Annotated in this window: 22 protein-coding genes, 1 tRNA gene and 1 pseudogene; 14 read left to right on the top strand and 10 right to left on the bottom strand. The window is 67.0% G+C overall.

Translation table 11 applies throughout. The annotated features are described in order from the left end of the window. Positions 1–47 precede the first annotated feature (47 nt). The 4 genes from G0D83_RS30020 (at position 48) to G0D83_RS30005 (ending at position 4,482) form a co-directional block, all read left to right on the top strand. Positions 48–911 (top strand): MurR/RpiR family transcriptional regulator, encoded by an 864-nt coding sequence (locus G0D83_RS30020; RefSeq protein ID WP_164198281.1) that lies wholly within the window; start codon positions 48–50, stop codon positions 909–911. Positions 912–978: 67 nt separating this feature from the next. Beyond that, complete coding sequence (locus tag G0D83_RS30015; protein WP_164198279.1) at positions 979–2,421, top strand: M81 family metallopeptidase; 1,443 nt, start codon at positions 979–981, stop codon at positions 2,419–2,421. Positions 2,422–2,515: 94 nt separating this feature from the next. Beyond that, a complete protein-coding gene (locus G0D83_RS30010) occupies positions 2,516–3,745 on the top strand; it encodes an MFS transporter (RefSeq protein WP_164198277.1) in 1,230 nt (409 codons plus the stop codon). After that, complete coding sequence (locus tag G0D83_RS30005) at positions 3,742–4,482, top strand: copper homeostasis protein CutC (protein WP_164198275.1); 741 nt, start codon at positions 3,742–3,744, stop codon at positions 4,480–4,482. Before G0D83_RS30010 ends, G0D83_RS30005 begins: the two co-directional genes overlap by 4 nt. A gap of 31 nt (positions 4,483–4,513) precedes the next feature. Here the strand turns inward: G0D83_RS30005 and nagB are convergent, their stop codons facing one another. Next, a complete protein-coding gene (gene nagB / locus G0D83_RS30000; protein WP_164198273.1) occupies positions 4,514–5,275 on the bottom strand; it encodes a glucosamine-6-phosphate deaminase in 762 nt (253 codons plus the stop codon). Between the two features lie 6 nt (positions 5,276–5,281). Next, the gene (locus G0D83_RS29995; protein WP_164198271.1) at positions 5,282–5,680 is read right to left on the bottom strand and encodes a RidA family protein; all 399 of its coding nucleotides are present in this window, start codon (positions 5,678–5,680) and stop codon (positions 5,282–5,284) included. Positions 5,681–5,844: 164 nt separating this feature from the next. Between G0D83_RS29995 and G0D83_RS29990 the strand changes: the two genes are divergently transcribed. Continuing rightward, entirely contained in the window at positions 5,845–6,675 is an 831-nt protein-coding gene (locus tag G0D83_RS29990) for a sugar phosphate isomerase/epimerase (protein ID WP_203595187.1), read from the top strand. Between the two features lie 65 nt (positions 6,676–6,740). On the opposite strand, the gene G0D83_RS29985 is transcribed toward G0D83_RS29990, so the two are convergent. Then, complete coding sequence (locus G0D83_RS29985) at positions 6,741–7,646, bottom strand: sugar phosphate isomerase/epimerase (RefSeq protein ID WP_164198270.1); 906 nt, start codon at positions 7,644–7,646, stop codon at positions 6,741–6,743. Between the two features lie 195 nt (positions 7,647–7,841). Between G0D83_RS29985 and G0D83_RS29980 the strand changes: the two genes are divergently transcribed. The 3 genes and pseudogenes from G0D83_RS29980 to G0D83_RS29970 form a co-directional block, all read left to right on the top strand. Beyond that, positions 7,842–9,347 carry a GMC oxidoreductase gene (locus G0D83_RS29980; RefSeq protein ID WP_164198268.1) on the top strand — a complete coding sequence of 502 codons (1,506 nt, stop codon included), beginning with the start codon at positions 7,842–7,844 and terminating at the stop codon, positions 9,345–9,347. 47 nt (positions 9,348–9,394) lie between these two features. Further along, entirely contained in the window at positions 9,395–10,462 is a 1,068-nt protein-coding gene (locus tag G0D83_RS29975) for a Gfo/Idh/MocA family protein (RefSeq protein WP_164198266.1), read from the top strand. 146 nt (positions 10,463–10,608) lie between these two features. Next, positions 10,609–10,872 (top strand): annotated as a pseudogene (locus G0D83_RS29970) (integrase core domain-containing protein); the annotation flags it as partial. A 231-nt stretch (positions 10,873–11,103) separates the two neighbouring features. Here G0D83_RS29970 and G0D83_RS29965 read toward each other — a convergent pair. Together G0D83_RS29965 and G0D83_RS29960 are read right to left on the bottom strand one after the other, a co-directional pair. After that, positions 11,104–11,193, bottom strand: a tRNA-Ser gene (locus G0D83_RS29965). 109 nt (positions 11,194–11,302) lie between these two features. After that, entirely contained in the window at positions 11,303–12,949 is a 1,647-nt protein-coding gene (locus G0D83_RS29960) for an electron transfer flavoprotein-ubiquinone oxidoreductase (protein WP_164198264.1), read from the bottom strand. A 293-nt stretch (positions 12,950–13,242) separates the two neighbouring features. Between G0D83_RS29960 and greA the strand changes: the two genes are divergently transcribed. From greA to G0D83_RS29940, 4 genes are all read left to right on the top strand, one after another. Next, a complete protein-coding gene (greA, locus tag G0D83_RS29955; RefSeq protein WP_095882974.1) occupies positions 13,243–13,713 on the top strand; it encodes a transcription elongation factor GreA in 471 nt (156 codons plus the stop codon). A gap of 29 nt (positions 13,714–13,742) precedes the next feature. Next, on the top strand, positions 13,743–14,759 hold the full coding sequence (locus G0D83_RS29950) for a hypothetical protein (RefSeq protein ID WP_164198262.1): 1,017 nt from the start codon (positions 13,743–13,745) through the stop codon (positions 14,757–14,759). A gap of 195 nt (positions 14,760–14,954) precedes the next feature. Then, on the top strand, positions 14,955–15,656 hold the full coding sequence (locus G0D83_RS29945; protein WP_164198260.1) for an AzlC family ABC transporter permease: 702 nt from the start codon (positions 14,955–14,957) through the stop codon (positions 15,654–15,656). Continuing rightward, a complete protein-coding gene (locus G0D83_RS29940) occupies positions 15,653–15,979 on the top strand; it encodes an AzlD domain-containing protein (RefSeq protein ID WP_164198258.1) in 327 nt (108 codons plus the stop codon). The genes G0D83_RS29945 and G0D83_RS29940 overlap by 4 nt, the downstream gene beginning before the upstream one ends. Positions 15,980–15,985: 6 nt before the next feature. Here G0D83_RS29940 and G0D83_RS29935 read toward each other — a convergent pair whose 3' ends face one another. The 4 genes from G0D83_RS29935 to G0D83_RS29920 all read right to left on the bottom strand — a co-directional run bounded on the left by G0D83_RS29935 (position 15,986) and on the right by G0D83_RS29920 (position 19,667). Beyond that, entirely contained in the window at positions 15,986–16,612 is a 627-nt protein-coding gene (locus G0D83_RS29935) for a hypothetical protein (protein ID WP_164198256.1), read from the bottom strand. Between the two features lie 83 nt (positions 16,613–16,695). Then, positions 16,696–16,830 carry an aa3-type cytochrome c oxidase subunit IV gene (locus tag G0D83_RS29930; protein WP_095883387.1) on the bottom strand — a complete coding sequence of 45 codons (135 nt, stop codon included), beginning with the start codon at positions 16,828–16,830 and terminating at the stop codon, positions 16,696–16,698. A 102-nt stretch (positions 16,831–16,932) separates the two neighbouring features. Beyond that, complete coding sequence (locus tag G0D83_RS29925) at positions 16,933–17,967, bottom strand: MBL fold metallo-hydrolase (RefSeq protein WP_164198254.1); 1,035 nt, start codon at positions 17,965–17,967, stop codon at positions 16,933–16,935. Further along, positions 17,967–19,667, bottom strand: coding sequence for an acyl-CoA dehydrogenase (locus G0D83_RS29920; protein ID WP_164198252.1), 1,701 nt, complete (start codon positions 19,665–19,667; stop codon positions 17,967–17,969). The genes G0D83_RS29925 and G0D83_RS29920 overlap by 1 nt, the downstream gene beginning before the upstream one ends. A gap of 127 nt (positions 19,668–19,794) precedes the next feature. On the opposite strand from G0D83_RS29920, the gene G0D83_RS29915 reads away from it, so the two are divergent. Beyond that, positions 19,795–20,742, top strand: coding sequence for an L-threonylcarbamoyladenylate synthase (locus G0D83_RS29915; protein ID WP_164198251.1), 948 nt, complete (start codon positions 19,795–19,797; stop codon positions 20,740–20,742). Between the two features lie 34 nt (positions 20,743–20,776). On the opposite strand, the gene G0D83_RS29910 is transcribed toward G0D83_RS29915, so the two are convergent. Then, positions 20,777–21,361 carry a YqgE/AlgH family protein gene (locus G0D83_RS29910; RefSeq protein ID WP_164198249.1) on the bottom strand — a complete coding sequence of 195 codons (585 nt, stop codon included), beginning with the start codon at positions 21,359–21,361 and terminating at the stop codon, positions 20,777–20,779. A 135-nt stretch (positions 21,362–21,496) separates the two neighbouring features. Here G0D83_RS29910 and G0D83_RS29905 point away from each other — a divergent pair, with 135 nt between their 5' ends. Then, complete coding sequence (locus tag G0D83_RS29905; RefSeq protein ID WP_164198504.1) at positions 21,497–22,297, top strand: protein-disulfide reductase DsbD domain-containing protein; 801 nt, start codon at positions 21,497–21,499, stop codon at positions 22,295–22,297. The last annotated feature ends 24 nt before the right edge of the window (positions 22,298–22,321 follow it).

Genomic DNA, 22,321 nt, shown 5'->3' with positions numbered 1-22,321 from the left:
GCTCTGTGGAGTGTCCTGTCCGATGGAACCTTCGAGGGGGTCGGCCCATGGATATCTTTGCAACGCTGATGCAGGAAGGGCTGAAGCTCTCACAGTCCGAGCAGCGCATCGCCGACCTTGTGCTGAAGGACATCGACTTCGCCACCAATGCCTCGATCACCGACCTCGCCGCAAGGGCCGAAGTGTCGCCCCCCACCGTGACCCGCTTCTGCCGCCGGCTCGGCTGCAACTCCTTCTCGGATTTCAAGGTCACCCTGGCCAAGTCCTCCTACGTCGGGCTGCGCTACCTGCGCCCGGAGGCAAAGTCCTCGACCCCTTCGGAGGTGGCCGAAGACATTGTGACCAAGGCCCAGAAAGCGCTCTTCATGATGCATGACGCGCTCGACATGGCAGCCATGGAGCGCGCCGCGGAAACCCTCTCGCGGGCCGAGATGATCTATGCCTTCGGCTCGGGCGGCAACTCGTCGATGATCGTCAACGAGATGCAGAACCGCCTGTTCCGCCTCGGCGCGCGGATCACCACCTCCACCGACCACGGCATGCAGATGATGCAGGCCTCGGCGGTGACGCAGCGGGACGTGGTGTTCGGCTCGTCCTTCTCGGGGCGCAACGCCGAGCTGGTGCGCGCCTTCGGTCTTGCCCGCGATCAGGGAGCGACGACCATCGCGCTCACCCAGTCCGGCTCTCCGGTGTCCGAGGCCGCCGACGTGGTGCTGTCGGTGGTCCTTCCCGAGGGCGAGAACATCTTCCGCCCCACCTCGACCCGCTACGCCATGCTGGCCGTCGTCGACATCCTTGCGAACCTCGTCGCCTACACCAACCGGACCGAGAGCGCCGCCACCCTGCGCCGGATCAAGGAGAGCCTGATCCGCCACCGGGACGGCGACGACCGACAGCTTCTGGGCGACTGAGCCCCTCCTCAAGAGGTCGCGCCAAAGCGGCCCCCTCCGCAACGCCAGACCAACAGGCCCGACCACCATGACCCCGAAGAAACGGATCGCCGTCGGCGGCATCCATACCGAATGCTCGACCTACAACCCGGTGCTCATCCGCGCAGAGGATTTCACGGTGATGCGCGGCGCGGAGCTGACCGCCTCGGCCTATTTCGCCTTCCTGCCGCAGGACGACGTCGAGATCCTGCCGCTGCTGCACGCCCGCGCCGTCCCCGGCGGGCCGGTGGACCGTCCGGCTTACGAGGGCTTCAAGTCCGACCTGCTGTCCCGGCTCGAGGCGGCGCTGCCGCTCGACGGCGTCTACCTCGCCATGCATGGCGCGATGCACGTGGACGGCATGTGGGACGCCGAGGGCGACTGGATCAAGGCGGTGCGCGATCTTGTCGGCCCCGAAGTGCCGATCTCGGTCAGCTACGACCTGCACGGCAACGTCAGCCAGCGGATCATCGACCAGATCGACATGTTCGCCGCCTATCGCACCGCGCCGCATATCGACGTGACCGAGACCATGCAGCGCGCCTGGGAGATGCTGCTGCGCTGCCTGCGGAGCGGCGAGCGACCCTTTGTCACCTGGGCGAAGATCCCGGTACTGATGCCCGGCGAACGCTCTTCGACCGAGGATGAGCCCGCCAAGTCGCTCTATGCCGCCCTGCCTGCCCATGACCGGCGCCCCGGCATCTGGTCCGCCGACCAGATGGTGGGCTACGTCTGGGCCGACGAGCCGCGCGGCACCGCCGCCGCCATCGTCACCGCCACCGATGCCGCCGAGGCTGAGGCCGTCGCCAGCGAATTGGCGCGGGCCTACTGGGATGCGCGCGGCGCCTTTGCCTTCGGCCCGATCACCGGCCCGCTGGGCGAGATGCTGGATATCGCCGCCAAGGCGAGCACCTCGCCAGTGATCCTCGCCGAGAGCGGCGACAACCCCACCGGCGGAGGAGTGGGTGACAACGGGTTGGTGCTTAAGGCGCTGATCGAACGGGACTGGCAGGACGCGCTGATCGCCGGGATCACCGATCCCGAGGCGGTCGCGGCGTGCTTCGCCGCCGGGGTCGGCGCCGAACTGGAGCTTACCGTCGGCGCGAAGCTCGACCCGGCAGGCACCTCGGCCACCGCGCGATTCACCGTGATGACCCTCGTGGAGGGCGCCGGCGGCGCCTTTGCCCAGGCAGTGGTGAGGACCGGGGGTATCACCCTCGTGCTCGCCGCGCGGCGCCGGCCCTACCACAACTTCGAGGACTTCGAACTGCTCGGCCTTGACCCGCGCAAGGTCGGCCTGCTGGTGGTAAAATCGGGGTACCTGTCGCCGGATCTCGCGCCAATCGCCAACCCGAACCTCATGGCGTTGACCGATGGCGTGGTGAACCAGGACATCCCGCGCCTCGAGAGCCACCACCGCGCACCGGGCCTCTACCCCTGGGACACAAAGGCCACCTTCACGCCCGCTCCCACCCGCTCGGCCCGCGCCTGAGCTGACAGCACCTCAGGCCCCTCGGCGCATGGAGCCGCGCCGAGGAGCCTTCCGTTCCGCCTCGGCCCGCGGGCCGCATCCCTCCGAGAGCCCGATGTTCCACATCCTCAAATCGCTCCGCGCCTCGCAGGGCCTGCGGGCCTGCGCAGCGGCGGTCTTTTTCTGCGGCATCGCCGCGGCCTCGACCGCGCCCTACAAATCGGTGGTGGCGATCCGCGAGCTTGGCCTCTCGGACGGCGCCTTCTCGGCGCTCACCCTGACGGCGGCGATCATCAACGTGCTGGCCTCGATCTACCTCGGCATGCTGGCGGACCGCGATACGGGCTACCGCAAGTTGCTGATGTGGCTCGCCGCGATCGGCATCGCCGGCTATGCGGCGATCTTCCTCTTCCCGCAGCCCGCAGTCTTCGTGCTCGCGCTGCTGCTGCCCGTGTCGATCTTCAGCGGGCTGACGCCCATGCTCTTCGCAGCCGGGCGGGTGTTTTCCGACGGGCTGCCGCGTGCCGACCGCGCCGCCATGTCCTCGGTCCTGCGCGGCATGGTCTCGGCGGCCTGGATCCTCGTGCCCGGGGTGCTGGGTTTTGCACTCGCCGGGCGCGGCTCGATGCTGCCTGCCTTCCTCGTCGCGGCGCTGGCCGCCACGGCTGTGCTGATCGTGCTTAAACTCGCCATGCCCCGCGGCGGCAGCGGCGATCCGGCAAAGCGGCCGCCGAAGGTCTCGCTGCTCGGCGCCTTTGGGCTGCTGGCGCGCCCCGCGGTGACCCTGCGCGTGGTCGGAACCGCCGCGATCACCTCGGCGATCCACGTGCATGCCGCCGTCATGCCGCTGATCATGACCGGCCGCGCCGGGGGCACCAACGGCGACGTTGGCATCACCGTCGGCATCGTCGCGGGCATGGAACTGCTCTTCTTGCTCGGCTGGGCGCGGGTCACACGCCACATCTCTACGGTCACCACGCTGGCCGTCGCCATGGCGCTCTATACCGGCTATCTGGGCACCATCGCTCTGGCAACCTCGCCCGGCATGATCATCGCCGGCGCCTTTCTCGGAGGCACCGCGGCCTCGGCGCTGATCACCTTGCCGCTCGGCTACCTTCAGGAGCTGATCGCGGACCGCCCCGGTCTTTCGGCCTCGCTGATCTCGCTGAACCTCTTTCTTGCAGGCGCCATCGCCGCCGGGCTTTTCGGCTTCGGCACCAGTATCGCCAGCTATTCCACGGTCGCCTTCATGGGCATTGCCGTCGGGCTTGCCGGGGCGCTCGGCCTCGTGGCACTGGAACGCTGGCACCCGCTCACATCCGCCGCCGCAGAGGAGAGGCCATGACCCGCACCCTGGAGATTTGTGTCGACAGCCCCGCTGGCCTTGCCGCCGCCGTCGAAGGCGGTGCGGACCGCATCGAGCTCTGCTCGGCGCTGGCGCTTGGTGGCCTGACGCCGACGCAAGGGCTGATACACCTTGCCGCCCGTGCGCCGATCCCGGTTGTGGCAATGATCCGCCCCCGTGCCGGAGGCTTCGAGTGGAGCGAGGATGAGCTCGTCGCGATGGAAGTCGAGATCGCCGCCGTCGCGCGCGCGGGCCTCGCGGGCGTGGTGATCGGTGCGACGCGCTCCGACGCGGGCACCGTGACGCTCGACCTTCCCGTCCTGCAGCGACTGGTTGCGGCGGCAAAGGGGCTCGATCTCACACTGCACCGCTGCATCGACCTCATCGAAGACGCGTTCGAAGCCATCGACCAGGCGGCAGAGCTCGGCATCTCGCGCATTCTAAGCTCGGGAGGCGCGCTGTCGGCCGTTGAAGGCATCGCGCGCCTGCAGGAAATGACCGCGCACGCCGCGGGCCGGCTGAGCATCATGCCCGGCGCCGGGATCTCTGCCGCCACCCTCCCCGGCCTGCTCGCGGCTCTCGATCCGAGCGACGTGCATGCCTCCGCCTCGCAGCCCGATCCCGCAAGCGGCGCCATTGCCCGCTTTGGCTTCCAGACCGAGGCGGCACGGCGCACCGATGCCGCCACCGTGGCCGGGCTAAAACGCCTGCTCGAGGACCACAAAGGGCGGCCCTAGGGCCGCCCTCTCCCCGTGACCGGCAGTCGCCTCACTCGGGGTGCACATCCAGATAGTAGTCGAAGAGCTCCAGCTCGCTCGCCGCAGCCCGGTCGAGGACCAGCGTCGCATGGCGGTGCATCTGCAGGACACTTCCCGGCCAGCGCGCCGAGACCGGCCCCTCGACGACCTGCGCCACCGCCCGCGCCTTGGCCGCGCCGGTCGCGACCAGCAACACCTCGCGCGCCCGCATGATCGTGCCGATGCCCATGGTGATCGCCAGTCGCGGCGGTTCCTCGCCCTCGGGGAAGTAACGGCTGTTGGCCTCGCGAGTCGAACGCTCCAGCGTCTTCAGCCGGGTGATCGAGCTGAGGCTCGAGGTCGGCTCGTTGAAGCCGATGTGGCCGTTCAGCCCCAGCCCCAGCAACTGCAGGTCGATGTCGCCCGCCGCGACGATAGCCGCCTCGTAGCGCGCCGCCTCGGCCTCCGCATCCGCGGCCTCGCCCATGGGCAGATGCGCCGCGTCTGGCTCGATGTCGATCTGGTCGAAGAGCTTCTCGGCCATGTAGCGGCGGTAGGAACAGGGATGATCGCCCGAAAGCCCGACGTATTCGTCGAGGTTGAAGCTCTGCGCTCCGGCAAAGGAGGCGCGTCCGGCGCGGTGCAGCGCAATCAGCTTCTCGTAAACCGCCTCCATCGTGCCGCCCGTGGCGAGGCCCAGCACCGAGGCGGGCTTGGCGGTGAGCTGCGCGGCAATGATCTCGGCGGCGCGCACCGCTGCCGCCGCGGCATCCCCAAGGATCAGGATCTTCACCGCGGCTCAGGCCTTCAGAGGGTTGTAGGCGATCACGTCCATCTCGACCTTGGCATCAACCATCAGCGGCGATTCCACCGTCGAGCGGGCTGGCGGGTGAATGCTGAAGTGCTTCTTGAAGACCGCGTTGAAGGACGAGAAGTCCCGCGCGTCATCAAGCCAGACGCCGACTTTCACCACGTGCTCGAGCCCGCAGCCCGCCAGCGCCAAGACCTCCTTGAGGTTCTCGATCACCACTTCGGTCTGAACGGCGATATTGCCCACCACCACCTCGCCGTCGCGCGTCGGCACCTGCCCCGAGACAAAGACGAAGTCCCCGGCGCGCACGGCCTTGGAAAAGGGGCGCTCCTGGCCGCCGGCCTGGGTGTCGGCGGCGTCCAGGCGCTGAATACCGGGAAGGGTCATGACGGGCACTCCACGAAATTGATTTTCTTTTTTCTGGCGCGAACATCGAAGTTAGGCAATAGATTCCTCGTGATTTGTGCGAATTTATGAAAGAAATTTCCAAACATCGCAGGAAGCCATGCGCCGGCTTGTCCGGGCACCCGATACAAGGACCCAGCCTTTCCATGACCGCTACGCCCACCGTCCCGCTCCCCTTTGCCCGCATCAGCCTCAAGTGGAGTATGATCGAAGCCCCTGGGCTGAGCATCGCCGAGACCTTCGCCATGCTCGCAGAACTGGGCTACGACGGGGTCGAAATCGACGCCCCGACGGACATGCCGCTGGACGAACTGCGCGGCGCCAGCGCCGCCAGCGGCGTCGCCCTGCCCGGGGTGATCAACGCGCGCCATTGGAGCCACCCGCTCTCGTCGCCCGACGCCGAGACCCGCGCCGCGGGTGTGCAGGGAATGATCGCAGCCCTTGAGACCGCGCGCACCATCGGCGCGGAAACCGTGCTGCTTGTGCCCGGTGCCGTCGGGCCTGAGGTCAGCTATGCCACCACCTGGGACCGCGCGGTCGCGGGACTCGAACAGCTCCTGCCCCATGCCGAGCGCACAGGCGTGCGCATCGCCATCGAGAACGTCTGGAACAACTTCCTGCTCAGCCCGCTCGAGGCCGCGGCCTTCCTCGATCGCTTCGATCACCCGTTGCTGGGCTGGTACCTCGACGTCGGCAACCTGCTGCGCAACGGCTATCCGACCGATTGGATCGAGGTGCTGGGCGCGCGCATCACCCGGGTCGATCTCAAGGAATTCAGCCGCGCCAAGATGGATGCGGAGGGGCCTTGGAAGGGTTTCGACGTCGAGCTTGGCGAGGGGGATTGCGATTGGGTCGCGGTGAACGCGGCGCTGCGCGGGGTCGGTTACAGCGGCTGGGCCTCGGTCGAGGTGCCGGGCGGCGGGCGCGCGCGGCTGGCAGAGATCCGGGAACGGGTCGAGGCGCTGCGCGGGCTCTGAGGGCGCGATCAAGACAAAGGGGCGCGCCGGACTCACAGGCGCGCCCCCTTCTCATGGGATCAGTGTCACGCGGCCAGTTCGGCCGTCACCTCGTCGAAGATGCGGATCACGTTGGCAAGCCCGGTGTCGCAGCCCATGAGCGTCGGCTCGTTTCCCTCGAACTCCAGCGAAACGTAGCCGTCATAGCCCGAGCTCAGGATGGCCCGGACGATCTCCCGCGTTTCCAGGTCGCCAAAGCCAAAAACCGTGCCGACGATGTGCCGCCCGCCCAGCGTCTCGAGCCAGCCCGGCCCCGGGTAGCGTTTGCGCAAGAGGAAGTCCTTCACGTGCACGAATCTCGCGATGTCGAGGCAGTTGCGCGTCGCCATCAGCGGATCCTCATCGACACAGAGGAAGTTGCCCACGTCCAGCGTCATGCGGAAGTTCGGGCTGTCCACCGCTTGCACGAGCCGGCGGCAGCGCTCGCTCGAATTCATCAGAAAGCCGTGGTTCTCAATGCTGGTCACCACGCCACGGCTCGTCGCATGCTCTGCCACCTCTAGGCAAGCCTCGACGATAACCGGGAAAAGCGCTTCGACCTGCACATAGCTCTCGGGACGCAGCGCCCAAGGGACCACATCGGTGCGCAGAAATCCCACGCCGATATCTGCGCAAAGATCGACGTAGCGCTTGGCCCTGTCGATCTGCGCCCGGCGCGTGGCCGCGTCCTCATCAATGAAGCTCGCCGGGATGCAGAGACCCGACAGGGCAACGCCTGAATTTTCGGCAGCCGCCTCGAGCCGCCGCCGGGTTTCTGCGTCCTCGTAGAGCTCGTATTCCATCATGGTCTCGGGGCTCTGGCCGACGGTCATCGTGGCCAGTTCCATATGCGTTCCCCCCGAGGCGGCGATTTGCTCGAACACCCCCTCAAGGCTGATCTCCTGGCGCCGCAGCAGCGGCTGGAAACTGTAGGAACTGATGCCGAATTGCATGGCAAATCCTTATTTTCACTTGGGAACGGAGGCGCCACGCTGGGTTGGACAGGCGGCTTTTCGGGGACGCTAACATCCGAAAATATTTTACACAACCTTATTGACTTTGCGGCGCCGCCGAGCGTTCATGCGGTCAAAAATGAAAAGAATTTACGAAAAACCTCGTCCACCCCACGTCCCCCTGGAGGTCCGACCATGACGATCCTAGCCGCCGATGTTGTCATCGTGGGCAGTGGCCCGACCGGGTCCACCTATGCGCGGATCATCCGCCGCGACTGGCCCGAGGCGCGCATCCTCATGGTCGAGGCCGGCCCCAAGGCGACGCCCGAGATCGGCAGACATCTCGACAACCTGCCCGATGCCGCCCGCACCGAGGCGCAGCTTCTGGCGCAGGGTCCGAAACGCGGCGTGAGCTATGCGCCGATCACCCGTGACGAATGGGAGGCCCGCAAGGCCGGCAAGCATGATGCCTCGCTGCTGCGCCGCCCAGGCCTCTTCTTCGCCAATACCGACACGCCGGACGAGAGAGCCTTTGCCGGCTTTGCCGCCGCGTCGGTCGGCGGCATGGGGGTGCAATGGACCTCGGGCTGCCCGCATCCCTCGATGTCCGAGCGCGTGCCGTTTATCGACGCAGCCGAGATGGAGGCCGCGCTGCAGCTGGCCGACGCGTTGCTGGGCGCGAACAAGCATCCGTTCCCCGGGTGCAAGGGCTCCGAGGAAATGCGCCGCCGGCTTGGCGAGGTCTTCAACCCCGGTCGTCCCGAGGACCGCAAGGTGCAGCCCATGCCGCTGGCCTACACGGTCACCGAAGAAGGCGTCATAACCCATGGCACCGACCACATCCTCGGCGAGATGGTGACCGAGCCCGAGGAGATGTTCCGCATCCTGCCCGAGACCGCCTGCCGCCGGGTGCTGCATGAAAATGGCGTCGCCACCGGTGTCGAGCTGGTCAGCATGACCAACGGCGAGAGCTGGAAGGTCGAGGCGGGCACAGTGGTTGTCGCGGCGGATTCGCTGCACGGGCCGCAGCTGCTCTACGGATCGGGCATTCACCCCGAGGCGCTGGGGCGCGGCATCAACGACCACTATCTGATCAACCGCTTCTTCATCACCGATATCGAGGGCCCGCTCACCTCGATGTCCTGGATCCCGCGCGTCGACAGTGAAGATTTCCCCTTCTCGGTCACGATTCACGGCAACGATCCGGCAAAATTCCCATTCCCCGAAGAGATCGAGGGCACGCTGGTCGGCATGGGGCTCTTTGTCGCCGCCGACCCCCGGCCCGAGAACCGGATCATCTTCGACGAGGACAATCTCGACTGGAAGGGACTGCCGAGCTTCTCGATTCACGCGCCGGTCAACGAGGTCGACCAGGAACGCATCGAGATGGGCAAGGCGATGGCCGAGAAGATCGCCACCACGCTCGGCACCTTGCTCGACGGCTTCGCGACGGTCCGCATCCCCACCGGCAACTCGCTGCACTACCAGGGCACGATGCGCATGGGCGAGAGCGACGACGGCACCAGCGTCTGCGACCGCTACAGCCGTGTCTGGGGCTTCGAGAACCTCTACGTGGCGGGCAATGGCATCATCCCCACGGTGACCGCGACAAACCCGACGCCCTTCATCGTGGCGCTGGCCAGCATGGGCGCGCAGAAGATCGCCGAGACGCGCCGCGCGGTGGCCAAAGCCGACGCCTGACCTCGCCTCACTGCCCTGACGCACAGCAAGAAAGACGACAGCCGCCGATGACCGACCCCGCCAGCAAGCAACTCTCCGTCATGGTCGTAGGCCTTGGCCAGATGGGCCAGAGCCACGCCCTCGCCTACCACGCCCACCCCGGCTTCGAGATCGTCGGTCTGGTGAACCGCTCGACACGCGACCTGCCCGACTCGCTTGCTGGCTACCCGCTGCACCATGACTTCGCGGTGGCGCTGAGCGAGCTGCAGCCCGACGTGGTCTCGATCGCCACCCATACCGACACCCACGCCGATTACGCCGTCGCGGCGCTGGAAGCGGGCGCGCACGTCTTCGTGGAAAAGCCGCTCGCCGCCAATGTCGCAGATGCGGAGCGGGTGGTCGCAGCCGCCAAGGCGCACGGTCGCAAGCTGGTCGTCGGCTACATCCTGCGTCACCACCCCTCGTGGATGCGGCTGATCTCCGAGGCGCGCGATCTCGGCGGCCCCTACGCCTTCCGCATGAACCTCAACCAGCAGTCGAGCGGCGCCGCCTGGAAGATCCACCAGGAGATCCTCAAGACCACCTCGCCGATCGTCGACTGCGGCGTGCATTACGTGGATGTCATGTGCCAGATCACCGACGGCACACCGGTCGAGGTGCGCGGCATGGGCGTTCCCTTCGCCAAGGGGCTGAAGGAGGGCATGTACAACTATGGCCAGTTCCAAGTGCTCTTCGACGATGGCAGCGTCGGCTGGTACGAAGCGGGCTGGGGACCGATGATCTCGGAGACCGCCTATTTCGTGAAGGATGTCATGTCGCCGAATGGCGCCGTCTCTATCGTCATGGAGGAAAAGACCGGCTCGGCGGACATCAACGCGCACACCCAGACGTCGCGGCTCCGCGTGCACCACGCCGAGACCGATGAGAACGGCGAGCTTCTGCACGAGGACGAATGGCTGAGCATGGAAGGCGAGCCGGATCACCAGGCGCTCTGCGATCGCGAACAGGACTACCTCTATCGCGCCATCGTGGGCGACGTGGACCTGGAACGGCACATGAGCGACGCCGTCGCCTCGCTGGGCATTTGCCTCGCGGCGGACGAGAGCATCCGTACCGGGCAGCCGGTTAAACTCTGAGCCGGAAGCACCCGGCGCGCCCGTCACCCTTCCCGCGGCACGGTCGATCGGCCTGCCGCTGCCCGGCTAGACCAGCAGCCGGTGACAGCGGCAGGCCGATCGCCTCGACCCGATCCTGACCGGCAGATTGTAGCTGGCAAAGACTGCAGACAGCCATCACCGAGGTATTCAACGGCGGCTTGCGCGCCGCGCTTCTGAACGAGAAGATTTTCGACAGTCTGAACAACGCGCACCGCAGGCTGTCTCTCTGGTGCTACGACGCCAATACCGTCACACCGCATTCGTCCCTGGCCAACCAGATACCGCAGCAAGCGCGCCGCACGCTTGAGCAATTCGAGGGCTCCGCGCCCGGCGCGCGTGCGCAAGACGATGAAGCCGAATACCCAAATCCAACCTGCAGACTCTTGTGATGAATGAGGGACCGGCAAGGGGGCAGGTCACGTCAGTTCACTGAAATATATTGGGATTTTTTACCCGTCTTGCCGAGAGCGCAGGGCGGGTGGAAAGAGACGCTTGGCGTTCGGAGACCGATCTCGCGCGACGGGGCCATTCCCGAAGGGCAGATGGTCCCTGCAAACCCCTTTTGCACATAAAGAAAAAGGCCCCGCGAGGGACCTGTTTTCGGGTTTGCACTATGCAAATGGCGGAGAGGAAGGGATTCGAACCCTCGAGACGGTTCCCCGCCTACACACTTTCCAGGCGTGCGCCTTCGACCACTCGGCCACCTCTCCGCGGACCGCTCTACAGGAAAGTCGCGACCGGGCGCAAGAGCCGGATTCCCAAAAAATTTGCCCCGGCGCTTGGCCGGGGCATTTCCTTGCGTCAACCGCAACCGCGAGGTCACATGTTCGGGTAATTTGGACCGTCTCCGCCCTGTGGAACCGTCCAGGTGATGTTCTGACTCGGATCCTTGATGTCGCAGGTCTTGCAGTGCACGCAGTTCTGGAAGTTGATCACGAACTCCGTCTTGCCGTCCTTCTCGACGAACTCATAGACGCCCGCCGGGCAGTAGCGCTGCGAGGGCCCTGCGTATTTCGGCAGGTTGTCGAGCACCGGCACGCGATTGTCCTTGAGCTTCAGATGCGCCGGCTGGCTCTCCTCGTGGTTCGTGAAGGAGAAGGCGACGTTGGTCAGCCGGTCGAAGCTGAGCTTGCCGTCGGGCTTCGGGTAGTCGATCGGCTGGTGCCCCGCCGCCATCTCGGTCGAGGCCGCGTCGCTCTTGCCGTGCTTCACCGTGCCGAAAAGCGAGAAGCCGAAGCTGTTGGTCCACATGTCGAGACCTCCGAGCGCCAGCGAGCCGAAGAGCCCGGTCTTCGACCAGAGCGGCTTGACGTTGCGCACTTTCCACAGGTCCTTGCCGATGGCCCCTTCGCGCACTTCAGTCTCGTAAGCCGTCAGCTCGTCCGAGGCGCGGCCGGCCTTGATGGCCTCGAAGGCCGCCTCTGCCGCCGCCTTGCCCGAGAGCATGGCGTTGTGGTTGCCCTTGATGCGCGGCACGTTCACAAGGCCGACCGAGCAGCCCAGCAGCGCCACGCCCGGCGCCACCATCTTCGGCATCGACTGGAAGCCGCCCTCGGAGATCGCCCGCGCGCCATAGGCGACGCGCTTGCCGCCCTCGAGCAGCTCGGCCACATGCGGGTGATGCTTGAAGCGCTGGAACTCCATATAGGGATAGAGGTGCGGGTTCTTGTAGTTCAGGTGCACCACGAAGCCGACATAGACCTGGTTGTTCTCGAGGTGATAGATGAAGGCCCCGCCCCCAGCATTGCCGCCAAGCGGCCAGCCCATGGTGTGCTCGACCCGGCCCTCGCTGTGCTTTGCGGGATCGATCTCCCAGATTTCCTTCATCCCGAGGCCGAACTTCTGCGGACAGTGGCCGTCCGACAGGTTGTACTTTTCGATCACTTCCTTCGACAGCGAGCCGCGCACGCCCTCGGACAGGAAGACGTATTTGCCCAAGAGTTCCATGCCCGGCTCGTAGCCCGGGCCCGGGGTGCCGTCGGCCTCCTTGCCGAACTCGCCCGCGACCACGCCGCGGATCTCGCCCTTGTCGCCGTAGACCAACTCCGAGCAGGCCATCCCGGGGAAGATCTCGACGCCGAGCGCCTCGGCCTGCTCGGCCATCCAGCGGCAGACGTTGCCCATCGAAACGATGTAGTTGCCCTCGTTCGACATGAACTTCGGCATCGGCCAATGCGGGATCGAGACCTTCCCGGCCTCCCCAAGCAGATAGAACTTGTCTTCCTTGACGGGCACGCTGATCGGCGCGCCCTTCTCCTTCCAGTCGGGGATCAGCGCGTCGAGACCGCAGGGGTCGAGCACCGCGCCCGACAGGATATGCGCGCCTACTTCGGAGCCCTTCTCGAGCACCACCACGTTCAGATCCGCGTCGAGCTGCTTCAGCCGGATCGCGGCCGAGAGCCCTGCCGGGCCTGCCCCCACGATCACCACATCGTATTCCATCGACTCGCGCTCGATCTCGGCCATGCCGGTCCTCCGCTGGCTGTTTGCTGTAATTATCTTGCGCATTGGCGTAGCGCGGCAGCGCAGCACAGGTCAATCGAAACGCGGCATAAAAGACGCCTCTCGCGACCTTGGCAAAAGAATAGCGGACAGCGCCAAGGCCGGACGCGGCGAAACCCCGCGCACCCCGCAAACCACGCGCGCCCTTGCCAAAGCCGGGTTCAATCCCCACTCTTGCCAGAAACGACCACACATGGTTTTAGACGGCAAACACAAGGGGCCGGGGACAGGCCCCGGGACAGTTGCGGAAAGACCCAATGGAAAAGATACTCATGACCCGCGCGGGCTTCACCGCGCTCGAGACCGAATTGAAAACGCTCAAGTCCGTGGAGCGTCCGGCCATCATCAAGGCGATCGCCGAGGCGCGCGAGCATGGCGATCTGTCGGAGAACGCCGAGTACCACTCCGCGCGCGAAAAGCAGAGCTTCATCGAGGGTCGGATCAAGGAGATCGAGGGCGTCATCTCGCTCGCCGAGGTGATCGATCCGACCAAGCTCTCGGGCTCGGTGAAGTTCGGCGCCACGGTCACCGTCGTGGACGAGGACACCGACGAGGAGAAGACCTGGCAAATCGTCGGCGAGCACGAGGCCAACATCGAAAAGGGTCTGCTCAACATCAAGTCGCCCATCGCCCGTGCCCTGATCGGCAAGGAAGAAGGCGACAGCGTCGAGGTGCGCACGCCCGGCGGCGAGAAGAGCTACGAGATCCTCACGATCGCTTACAAGTAACCCACCACAGGTAAGGGTCGCGCCGCATCATGGCAGACAGCAACGACAGCCGCTCCGCGCCGCTTGGCATGTATGACCAGGGCGGCAAGCGCCGCTTGGCCGGGATCGAGATCGCCGCGCAGGTGGCCAGCCTGCTCTGGCTGGTCCTCTCGGGCGGCTACGTCTTTGCGCTCGGCCCGGCGATTCCGGGTGGGCTGGGCTTTGTGCTCGCGGTGATGGTGGTGTTCCTGCCGGTGGCGATGATCTGGGTGGCGGCGATGACCGCCCGGGCCTCGCGGGTGATGCGCGAAGAGAGCACCCGCCTTCAGACCGCCATCGAGGCGATCCGCAAATCCTACCTGACGCAGGCGCAGACCGGGCGCAACGATCCCTCGGCCAGCACGCTCGCCCGCAAGCTCGACGAGATCGCCGCGGCGCAACGCAAGATCGAGACGACGCTGGCGATGCTCGGCTCGACCCGCGCCGCGCAGGCGGCCATCCAGCAGACCCAGCCCCCCGCGGCCCTCACCGAAGCCGCCGCCACCGAGGACCAGCCCGCTCTCTCGCTCGGCACCCCGGCCGAGGCACTGGAGCCACCGCTCGCCCATGCCGATTTCATCCGCGCGCTGAATTTCCCTGACACCGCCGAGGATCTCGAGGGCTTCGCCGCCCTGCGCCGGGCGCTCAAAGACCGCCCCGCGGCGCAGCTGATCCAAGCCTCGCAGGACGTGCTGACGCTGCTGTCGCAGGACGGCATCTACATGGACGACCTGCGCCCCGATCTGGCCCGTCCCGAAGTCTGGCGCGAGTTCGCCAGGGGCACCCGCGGGCGCGCCGTGGCGGCGCTCGGCGGCGTGCGCGACCGCGCGTCGCTGGCGCTGAGCTCTGGCCGCATGAAGCAGGACGCGATCTTCCGCGACGCAGCGCATCATTTCCTGCGCCTCTACGACCGCGCCTTCGTGCGCTTCGCCGAAACCGCCTCCGACAGCGAGATCGCCGAGCTGTCGAACACCCGCACCGCCCGCGCCTTCATGCTGCTGGGCCGCGTCGCCGGCGCCTTCGACTGAGACCGTCAACCGTCCGCCTCCTGCCTTTCTTCTAGGCTCAGGTCTCCCGTGCAGTCCGCCAGAGGCGGACGGCGCGCACTGCCCTCACCTTCCCCGCGCATCACCGCGCGCCGCGCCCCTTTGCTTTCACACCGCCGATTGCATCTCCCTTGCGCCTTGGCTAGGCCTTGCCGGGCCGAACGACCGGAGTCCCGCATGCCCCTGCCATCCCGAAATTCTGATTACTGGCAGGGTGTTCGCGCCGCGTCGCCCTTCCTGCTGGTGATCGCACCCTTCGGCACGCTGTTCGGCGTGCTCGCCACCGAGGCGGGGCTGAACATTTTCGAGACGCTCACCTTCTCGGTCGTGGTGATCGCCGGCGCGGCACAGTTCGTGTCGCTTCAGCTCTTGCAGGAGCATGTGCCCGCGCTGATCGTGCTGGCCTCGGCCCTCGCCGTGAACCTGCGCATGGCGATGTACTCGGCCGCCATCACCCCGCATCTCGGAGGCTTGCCGCTCTGGAAGCGCGCGCTGAGCGCCTATTTCCTGATCGACCAGACCTATGCCGCCTCGGCGCTGAATTTCGAGCGGCACCCCGAGAAGACACTGGCGCAGAAGTTCGCCTTCTTCATGGGGACGATGACCCCGACCTGCCCGCCTTGGTACGGCTTCACGCTGCTCGGTGCCTGGCTCGGCGAGGCGGTGCCCGCCGACGTCGGTCTCGATTTCGCCCTGCCGATCGCCTTCCTGGCGATGATCGCCCCGGCGCTGCGCTCGGGCGCGCATGTGGTGGCGGCGCTGGTCGCGACGGTTGGTGCGCTGCTGCTGGCCTGGATGCCCTACAATCTCGGCGTGCTGTGCGCCGCCGCGCTCGGCATGATCGCCGGGGCCGAGACCGAACGGAGGATGGCACGATGATCGACCGTAGTGATCTCTGGCTGGTGATCATCGGCCTTGGGCTCGGCAGCTTCTGCCTGCGCTTTCTCTTCCTCGGGCTGGTCGGCGATCGCCCCCTGCCCGATTGGCTAACGCGGCACCTGCGCTACACGGCCGTGGCGATGATGCCCGCGCTGGTCGCACCGCTGGTGGCCTGGCCCGCGGCAACCGACGGCCAGACGGATCCGGCGCGGCTGCTCGCGGCCGCGGCGACGCTGGGCATCGGCATGCTGACCAAGAATGTGATCCTTGCAATTCTCAGCGGCGCGGCGGCGCTGCTGGCGGGCGGCTACCTGATCGGCTGAGCCGGTTCAGCCCCCGGCGCTTTCCTCGAAGGCGGCGACGGCCAGCGTCTTGTCGTCGGAATCCTCTTCGCGCAGGACCTGCTCGGTGACCCCTGGCAGCCGGGCGAACTCCTCGGCAAGGCTGTTCGGGAACCAGCTCCGGCTGATGCCCTCAAATCCCGGAAGCTGGCTCAGCACGGTCGAGGTCGCCTGGGTGCAGCGGGACTGGCCCACCGGGCCATAGGCTTCGACCGCACGCAGCGCCTGTTCGGCGACCTCGGGCGAGACCTCGACGCTCTGGATCCGCACCCGGAAGGATTCCCGCGCATGGGCGCGCGCGTAGAAATCCGCGACCTCGGGGGTGACGCCGTAGAGCACGTCGTCCACCTCGGGCACGTTGCGCGCCCGCACCGAGCCCGCCGGATCGAAGACCACCCGCTGAGACGGTGCGCTGACCATCAGGCTCGAATGCGCACCGGCGTTCGAGGTGTTGTTGATCATCGTGTATAGCGTCAGCGTCGGAGGGCCGTCTGCGGCATAGCGCGCGGCGGCGACCTCATCGGGGGTGGCATTCGGATACTGGTTTGACGGCGTTGTGCATCCCGCCAGCGAAAACGCGGCGAGAGCGGCCAGAACTGTGGCGCGATGCAGCATGAAAGCCGACTTTCTCTTACTCGGCGGGCGGCTCCTCCGCCGCCCGGCCTTGGCAGAAATCCTCCTCCCGCGATCCCGCGGGATCAGGAGTTGAAGACTGCCAGGAACAGCAGGATCGCGATGATCACATAGACCGTGCGGATCACGAACTTGATAAAGCCGTGAAAGGTCTCTTCCTGCGTGGTGATGTCCATGCTGCCAGGCTTGTAGTCTGCCATGTGTCCGTCCATTCCTCGGGCGTTTCTTCTCCGCTCAGAGGCTTAGCGGATTCTGGCCGAGCTGTCACCTGTCTTGAAGCCGCGTAGGCCCCTCTCTGGGGCTCAGCCCTGCGCCGCCTGCCAGAGCCAGGCGCCATCCTCGCCGAGCGCCCGCGTGGCGCGCCCCTCGAGGTAGAGATGCTGGCAATGGGCCATGGCCTCGACCAGGGCGAGCCCGTATTCCGCGTCACCAATGGTGCGCTTGAAGAGCGGTGCGAAGCAGTCTCCGGCGCTTTTGGGCGTATCGAGATAGGCCTCAAGACGCTCCAGCGCACCGTGGTGGTTGTCGATCAACTGGCGCATGCGGAAGGTCAACCCGGTGAAAGGCAGCTTGTGCCCACCAAGCACGAAATGCGCCTCGCGCGCCAGCGTGGCAAGGCGCTCGCAGGCCTCGAGCCAGTCGCCCACCGGATCGGCCTCGGGCTCGGTGGCATAGACCCCGAGGTTGGAGCTGATGGTCGAGAGGATCTGATCCCCCGCCAGCACCAGGTTGTCCCCCTTCGACCAGAAGGTCGCGTGCTCAGGCGCATGGCCATTGCCGATGTGCACCTCCCAATCGCGCCCGCCCATGCGCAGCACGTCGTCCTGTTGCAGCCGGGTGAAGCCGAGCGGCATCGGCCAGACGCAATCGGCGAAGTTGAAGGGCCGTTCGGTGCGCCGCCGTTCCAACACCCGCGGCGCCATGCCGCACCGCTGCCAGTAGGTCACCTGCTCGGGCGGCGGGGCTTCCTGCGCATCGAGCTGCAGCATGCGCGAGAAGAGCCAGGCGGTGCGGGTGGTCAGCAGCTCTGCCCCCTGCTGCTGGAACCAGCCCGCGAGCCCGACGTGATCCGGGTGGTGATGCGTCACCACCACCCGACGCACCGGCTTGCCCTTGAGCGGCCCCTTCAGCAACTGCTCCCAGACCTGCAGCGCCCGCCGCGTATGCATGCCGGTATCGATCAGCGTCCAGCCATCGCCATCGTCCAGCGCGTAGACGTTGACGTGATCGAGCTTCATCGGCAGCGGCAGGCGCATCCAGAGCACCCCCTCGGCAACCTCGAGGGCATCGCCCCAGGCCGGCGGGGCATCGAACGGGTAGTGCAAGGCAGGCTTCATCAGGCGGCGAGGTCCTCGGCAGTGATGGCCATCAGCTCGGCATCCCCCCGCGAGACGTGGGCCAGCAGGCCGGCGTGTTCGGGCAGGAGCCGCGTGATGTAGAAACGCGCGAGACGCGCGTGGGCTCCCGAGGGGTCTGCCATGGCTGCGCGCAAATGGAAATGCGCGCCGAGCACACGGGCGAAGGCGCGCAGATAGGGCACCGCCACGCCGAAGCGCTCCGGCATCGGCGTCGCCACGAGCGCCTCGGTGGCTTCGCGCAGGCTCTCGGCGGCCTCCCAGACCGCGCCAGCGAGATCGGGCAGACCGGCTTTCGCGGCCTCGGCCTGCGCCTCGATCTCGTCGAGCAGCCGCCCCGCGGCCTCGCCGCCGTCCATCAGCTTGCGGCCGACCAGGTCCATGGCCTGAATGCCGTTCGTGCCCTCATAGATCGCCGTCACCCGCACGTCGCGATAGTATTGCGCAGCACCGCTCTCCTCAATGTAGCCCATGCCGCCGTAGACTTGCACGCCCGCCTCGGCCACCTCGCAGCCGATGTCGGTGCCGAAGGCCTTGGCGATCGGCGTCAGGAAGGCTGCACGGGCGATCCAGTCGGCCTCGCCGGTGGCCCGGCCCATGTCGATCGCCACGGCGCAGCTCAGCGCGATCGAGCGCGCCGCAAGGATATCCGCCTTCATCCCCGCCAGCATGCGCCGCACGTCGGCGTGACCGACGATCGTGCCATTGGGCGAACGCCCCTGTTTGCGCTCCATCGCGTAGTCGAGCGCGTGCTGGTAGGCGCCCTCTGCGGCACCGATCCCCTGCCCGCCGACGCCAAGCCGGGCGTTGTTCATCATGGTGAACATCGCGCGCATGCCATCGCCCTCCTCGCCGATCAGCCAGCCTGTCGCCCCCTCGAAGCTCATCACACAGGTCGGCGAGCCATGCAGGCCCATCTTGTGCTCGAGGCTGACCACCTTGAGGTCATTCGCCACGCCCGGCGCGCCGGATGCGTCGGGGATGAACTTGGGCACGAGGAAGAGGCTGATCCCCTTGGTTCCCGCCGGCGCATCTGGAAGGCGCGCCAGAACGAGGTGGCAGACGTTGCGCGTGAAGTCGCAATCGCCCCAGGAGATGAAGATCTTCTGCCCCGTCACCGCATAGGTGCCATCGCCATTGGCGGACGCCTTGCTGGTCAGCGCCCCCACGTCCGAGCCCGCCTGCGGCTCGGTCAGGTTCATCGTGCCCGACCATTCGCCAGAGATCAGCTTGGGCAGATAAAGCGCCTTGATCTCCTCGCTGGCATGATGCTCCAGCGCCTCGATCTGGCCCTGCGTGAGCAAAGGGTTCAATTGCAACGCGAGACAGGCGCCGGACATCATCTCGTTGACCGCAGTCCCCACCGCCACAGGCAGCCCCATGCCGCCGAACTCGGGCGGGGCAGAGACCGAAACCCAGCCGCCCTCGGCCAGCGCCGCGTAGCCCTCGGCAAAGCCCGGCGAGCTGCGCAGCACGCCGTTTTCCAGCTTCGCGCCCTGCAGATCGCCCGCGCGGTTGAGCGGCGCCATCACCTCCTCGCAGATGCGCCCCGCCTCTCCGAGCACCGCCTGCACCATGTCGGGGCTGGCCTCGGCAAACCTCTCCGTCGCACTGACCGCGTCGAAGCCGACCACCTCGTTGAGCAGGAAGGTCATTTCAGCGACGGGCGCGCGATAGGGCATGGCAGGTCCTCCGATCTTGGTTGGCAAGGCGGGTCCCCTCGGTTAGGGAGGATCCCACGATTTGTGTGCGACCCTAAGACCATGGCTCGCCCCGGACCAAACGGAACGCAGCGTCACGGATACCCCGATGCCCCACACCTCGACCCAGCGCCTGACCGCCGACGCGGCAGGGATCGCCCGCGCCGCCGAATTGCTGCGCGCGGGCAAGCTCGTCGCCTTCCCGACCGAGACGGTCTACGGGCTCGGGGCAGATGCCCGCGACGATGCCGCGGTAGCGGCAATCTACGAGGCCAAGGGACGCCCCAGCTACAACCCGCTGATCGTGCACGTGCCCAGCCTCGAGCACGCCAAGGAGCTGGTGCGCTGGTCCGGCACCGCCGAGAACATCGCGCAGAGCTTCTGGCCAGGCCCGCTGACGCTGGTCCTGCCGCTGCGCGAGGATGCGGGCATCGCCGACCGGGTCACCGCTGGGCTCAGCACGCTGGCCGTGCGCATGCCCGACGCGCCGCTGGCGCGCGAGCTGCTGACCGAATTCGGCGGGCCGCTGGCCGGTCCCTCGGCCAACCGTTCGGGCAGGATCAGCCCGACCACTGCCGATCACGTGCTGAGCAGTCTCGACGACCGCATCGCCGCGGTACTCGACGGTGGCCCCTGCCCGGTCGGCCTCGAAAGCACCATCCTCGGCCTTGCCGGCCGCCCCACCCTGCTGCGTCCTGGCGGCATCAGCGCCGAGCAACTCTCGGAAGCGCTCGGCCATCCGGTGATGCGCCGACAGGAGCGCGAGGCGATCTCGGCTCCCGGCCAGACCGCCTCGCATTACGCGCCGCAGGCACAGATGCGACTCAACGCCGCCGAATGGCGCGAGGGCGAGGCGCGGCTTGGATTCGGGGATATCGAATGCGACCTCAATCTTTCGGCGAAGGGCGATCTCGATGAGGCCGCCGCCAACCTCTTTGCCCATCTGCACCAGCTCGATGCGCAGGGCGCCGAGGTGATCGCCGTCGCGCCGATCCCGCATGTCGGGGCAGGCGTGGCGATCAACGACCGGCTCAGCCGCGCCGCCGCGCCACGCTGACGCGCTTAGACGCCGTGATCATTGCTCGGTGCGTTCAGGCCCGGCCGCCTTCGGCCGAGAGCGCCAGCGCCGCGATGCCGAGGCTGTCCAGCGCCGCGCCCCACTTGGCGTCATCTGGCGTGCCGAAGACCAGCTCGTGGCTGGCCGGGCAAACCAGCCAGGCGTTTTCGGCCAGCTCATCCTCGAGCTGCCCCGGCCCCCAGCCCGCGTAACCGAGCATGGCAATCCACGCGTCCGGCCCCTCCCCGCGCGCGATATGTTCGAGCACATCAAGCGTGCCCGTCATAGAGAACCCATCGTCGACCTGCAGCGTGGTCAGCTCCGAGCGGTAATCGTCGCTGTGCAAAACGAATCCCCGGCCCATCTCGACCGGGCCGCCGAAATGCACCGGCACCTGCCCCGATCCGGGCGCGGCGTCGATTCCCAGCTGCTCGAACAGCCCCTCGAGCGTCACGTCGGACGAGGGCTTGTTGAGGATCAGCCCCATGGCCCCTTCATCCGAGTGGGCACAGAGGTAGATGACCGCATGTTCGAAACGTTCATCGCCCATGCCGGGCATGGCGATCAGCACGGAGCCGGTGAGGTCGGTGGCGCCGGAGGCGATCTGGGCGTGCGTCATGAGGACCTTTCTGCAGTCTGCCTGCAGAGTGTGACCTTCCGGCACTGAGGGTGCAAGCACACATCCTGTTTGAAACACCGTGCTCTCGCTGCAATGTGACTTGGCAGGAGCTTGGGGAGGCGCCATTTGAAATTCATGATCCGCAATATCTTCAAAGCCCTGACCTGCATATGTGCGTTCGGCATGGCCCCGCTGGTCTCCGGGCCTGCCCATGCCCAAGATCCGGTAACCGCAGAGCTGCGGCCCGGCTGGCGCCTTCCGGACGGCGATCACATGGCGGCCCTGCACCTGCGACTGGCCCCCGGCTGGAAGACCTACTGGCGCGCGCCCGGCGAGGCCGGCATCCCGCCCGTCTTCGACTGGAGCGGCTCGTCGAATGTGGCGCGGGTGACGGCGCTCTGGCCGACGCCGCATGTGTTCCGCCAATCGGGCGCACGCTCGGTGGGCTACAAGGACGAACTTGTGCTGCCGCTGCGGATCGCGGGCACCGGCGGCCCGGTCACGCTCGAGGCGAAGATGATGATCGGCGTGTGCAGCGACATCTGCGTGCCGCAGACGCTGCATGTGACGGCAGCGCTCCCCGACAGCAGCAGCGTCGACCCGATGATCGCTGCGGCGCTGGCCGAGGCTCCCTTCACTGCCCGCGAGGCGCGGGTCAGCGCAGTCCGCTGCACCGTCAGCCCGGCGAAGGGCGGCGTCAAGCTGCGCGCCGAGATCGACATGCCCGCGCTTCCCGGACCGGAAGAGACCGTGGTCGAGGCAGGGCAGCCCGAGCTCTGGGCGTCTGAACCGAACACCCGCCGCCAAGGTGGCACACTGATCAGCGAAACCCGCCTGATGCACATGGAGGGCAAGCCCTTCGCCCTCGACCGCTCTAAGCTGCGCTTCACCGTGCTCGGTGAGAGCCAGGCCGTCGACATCCGAGGCTGCGGCTGAGCGCCTGAGCCTTGACGGCACGCC

This window comes from Salipiger sp. PrR003, assembly GCF_010500785.1.
GTDB lineage: Bacteria > Pseudomonadota > Alphaproteobacteria > Rhodobacterales > Rhodobacteraceae > Salipiger > Salipiger pacificus_A.
The sequence above is the reverse complement of the archived record's forward strand: the minus strand, read 5'-3'. Positions and strand labels throughout refer to the sequence as shown.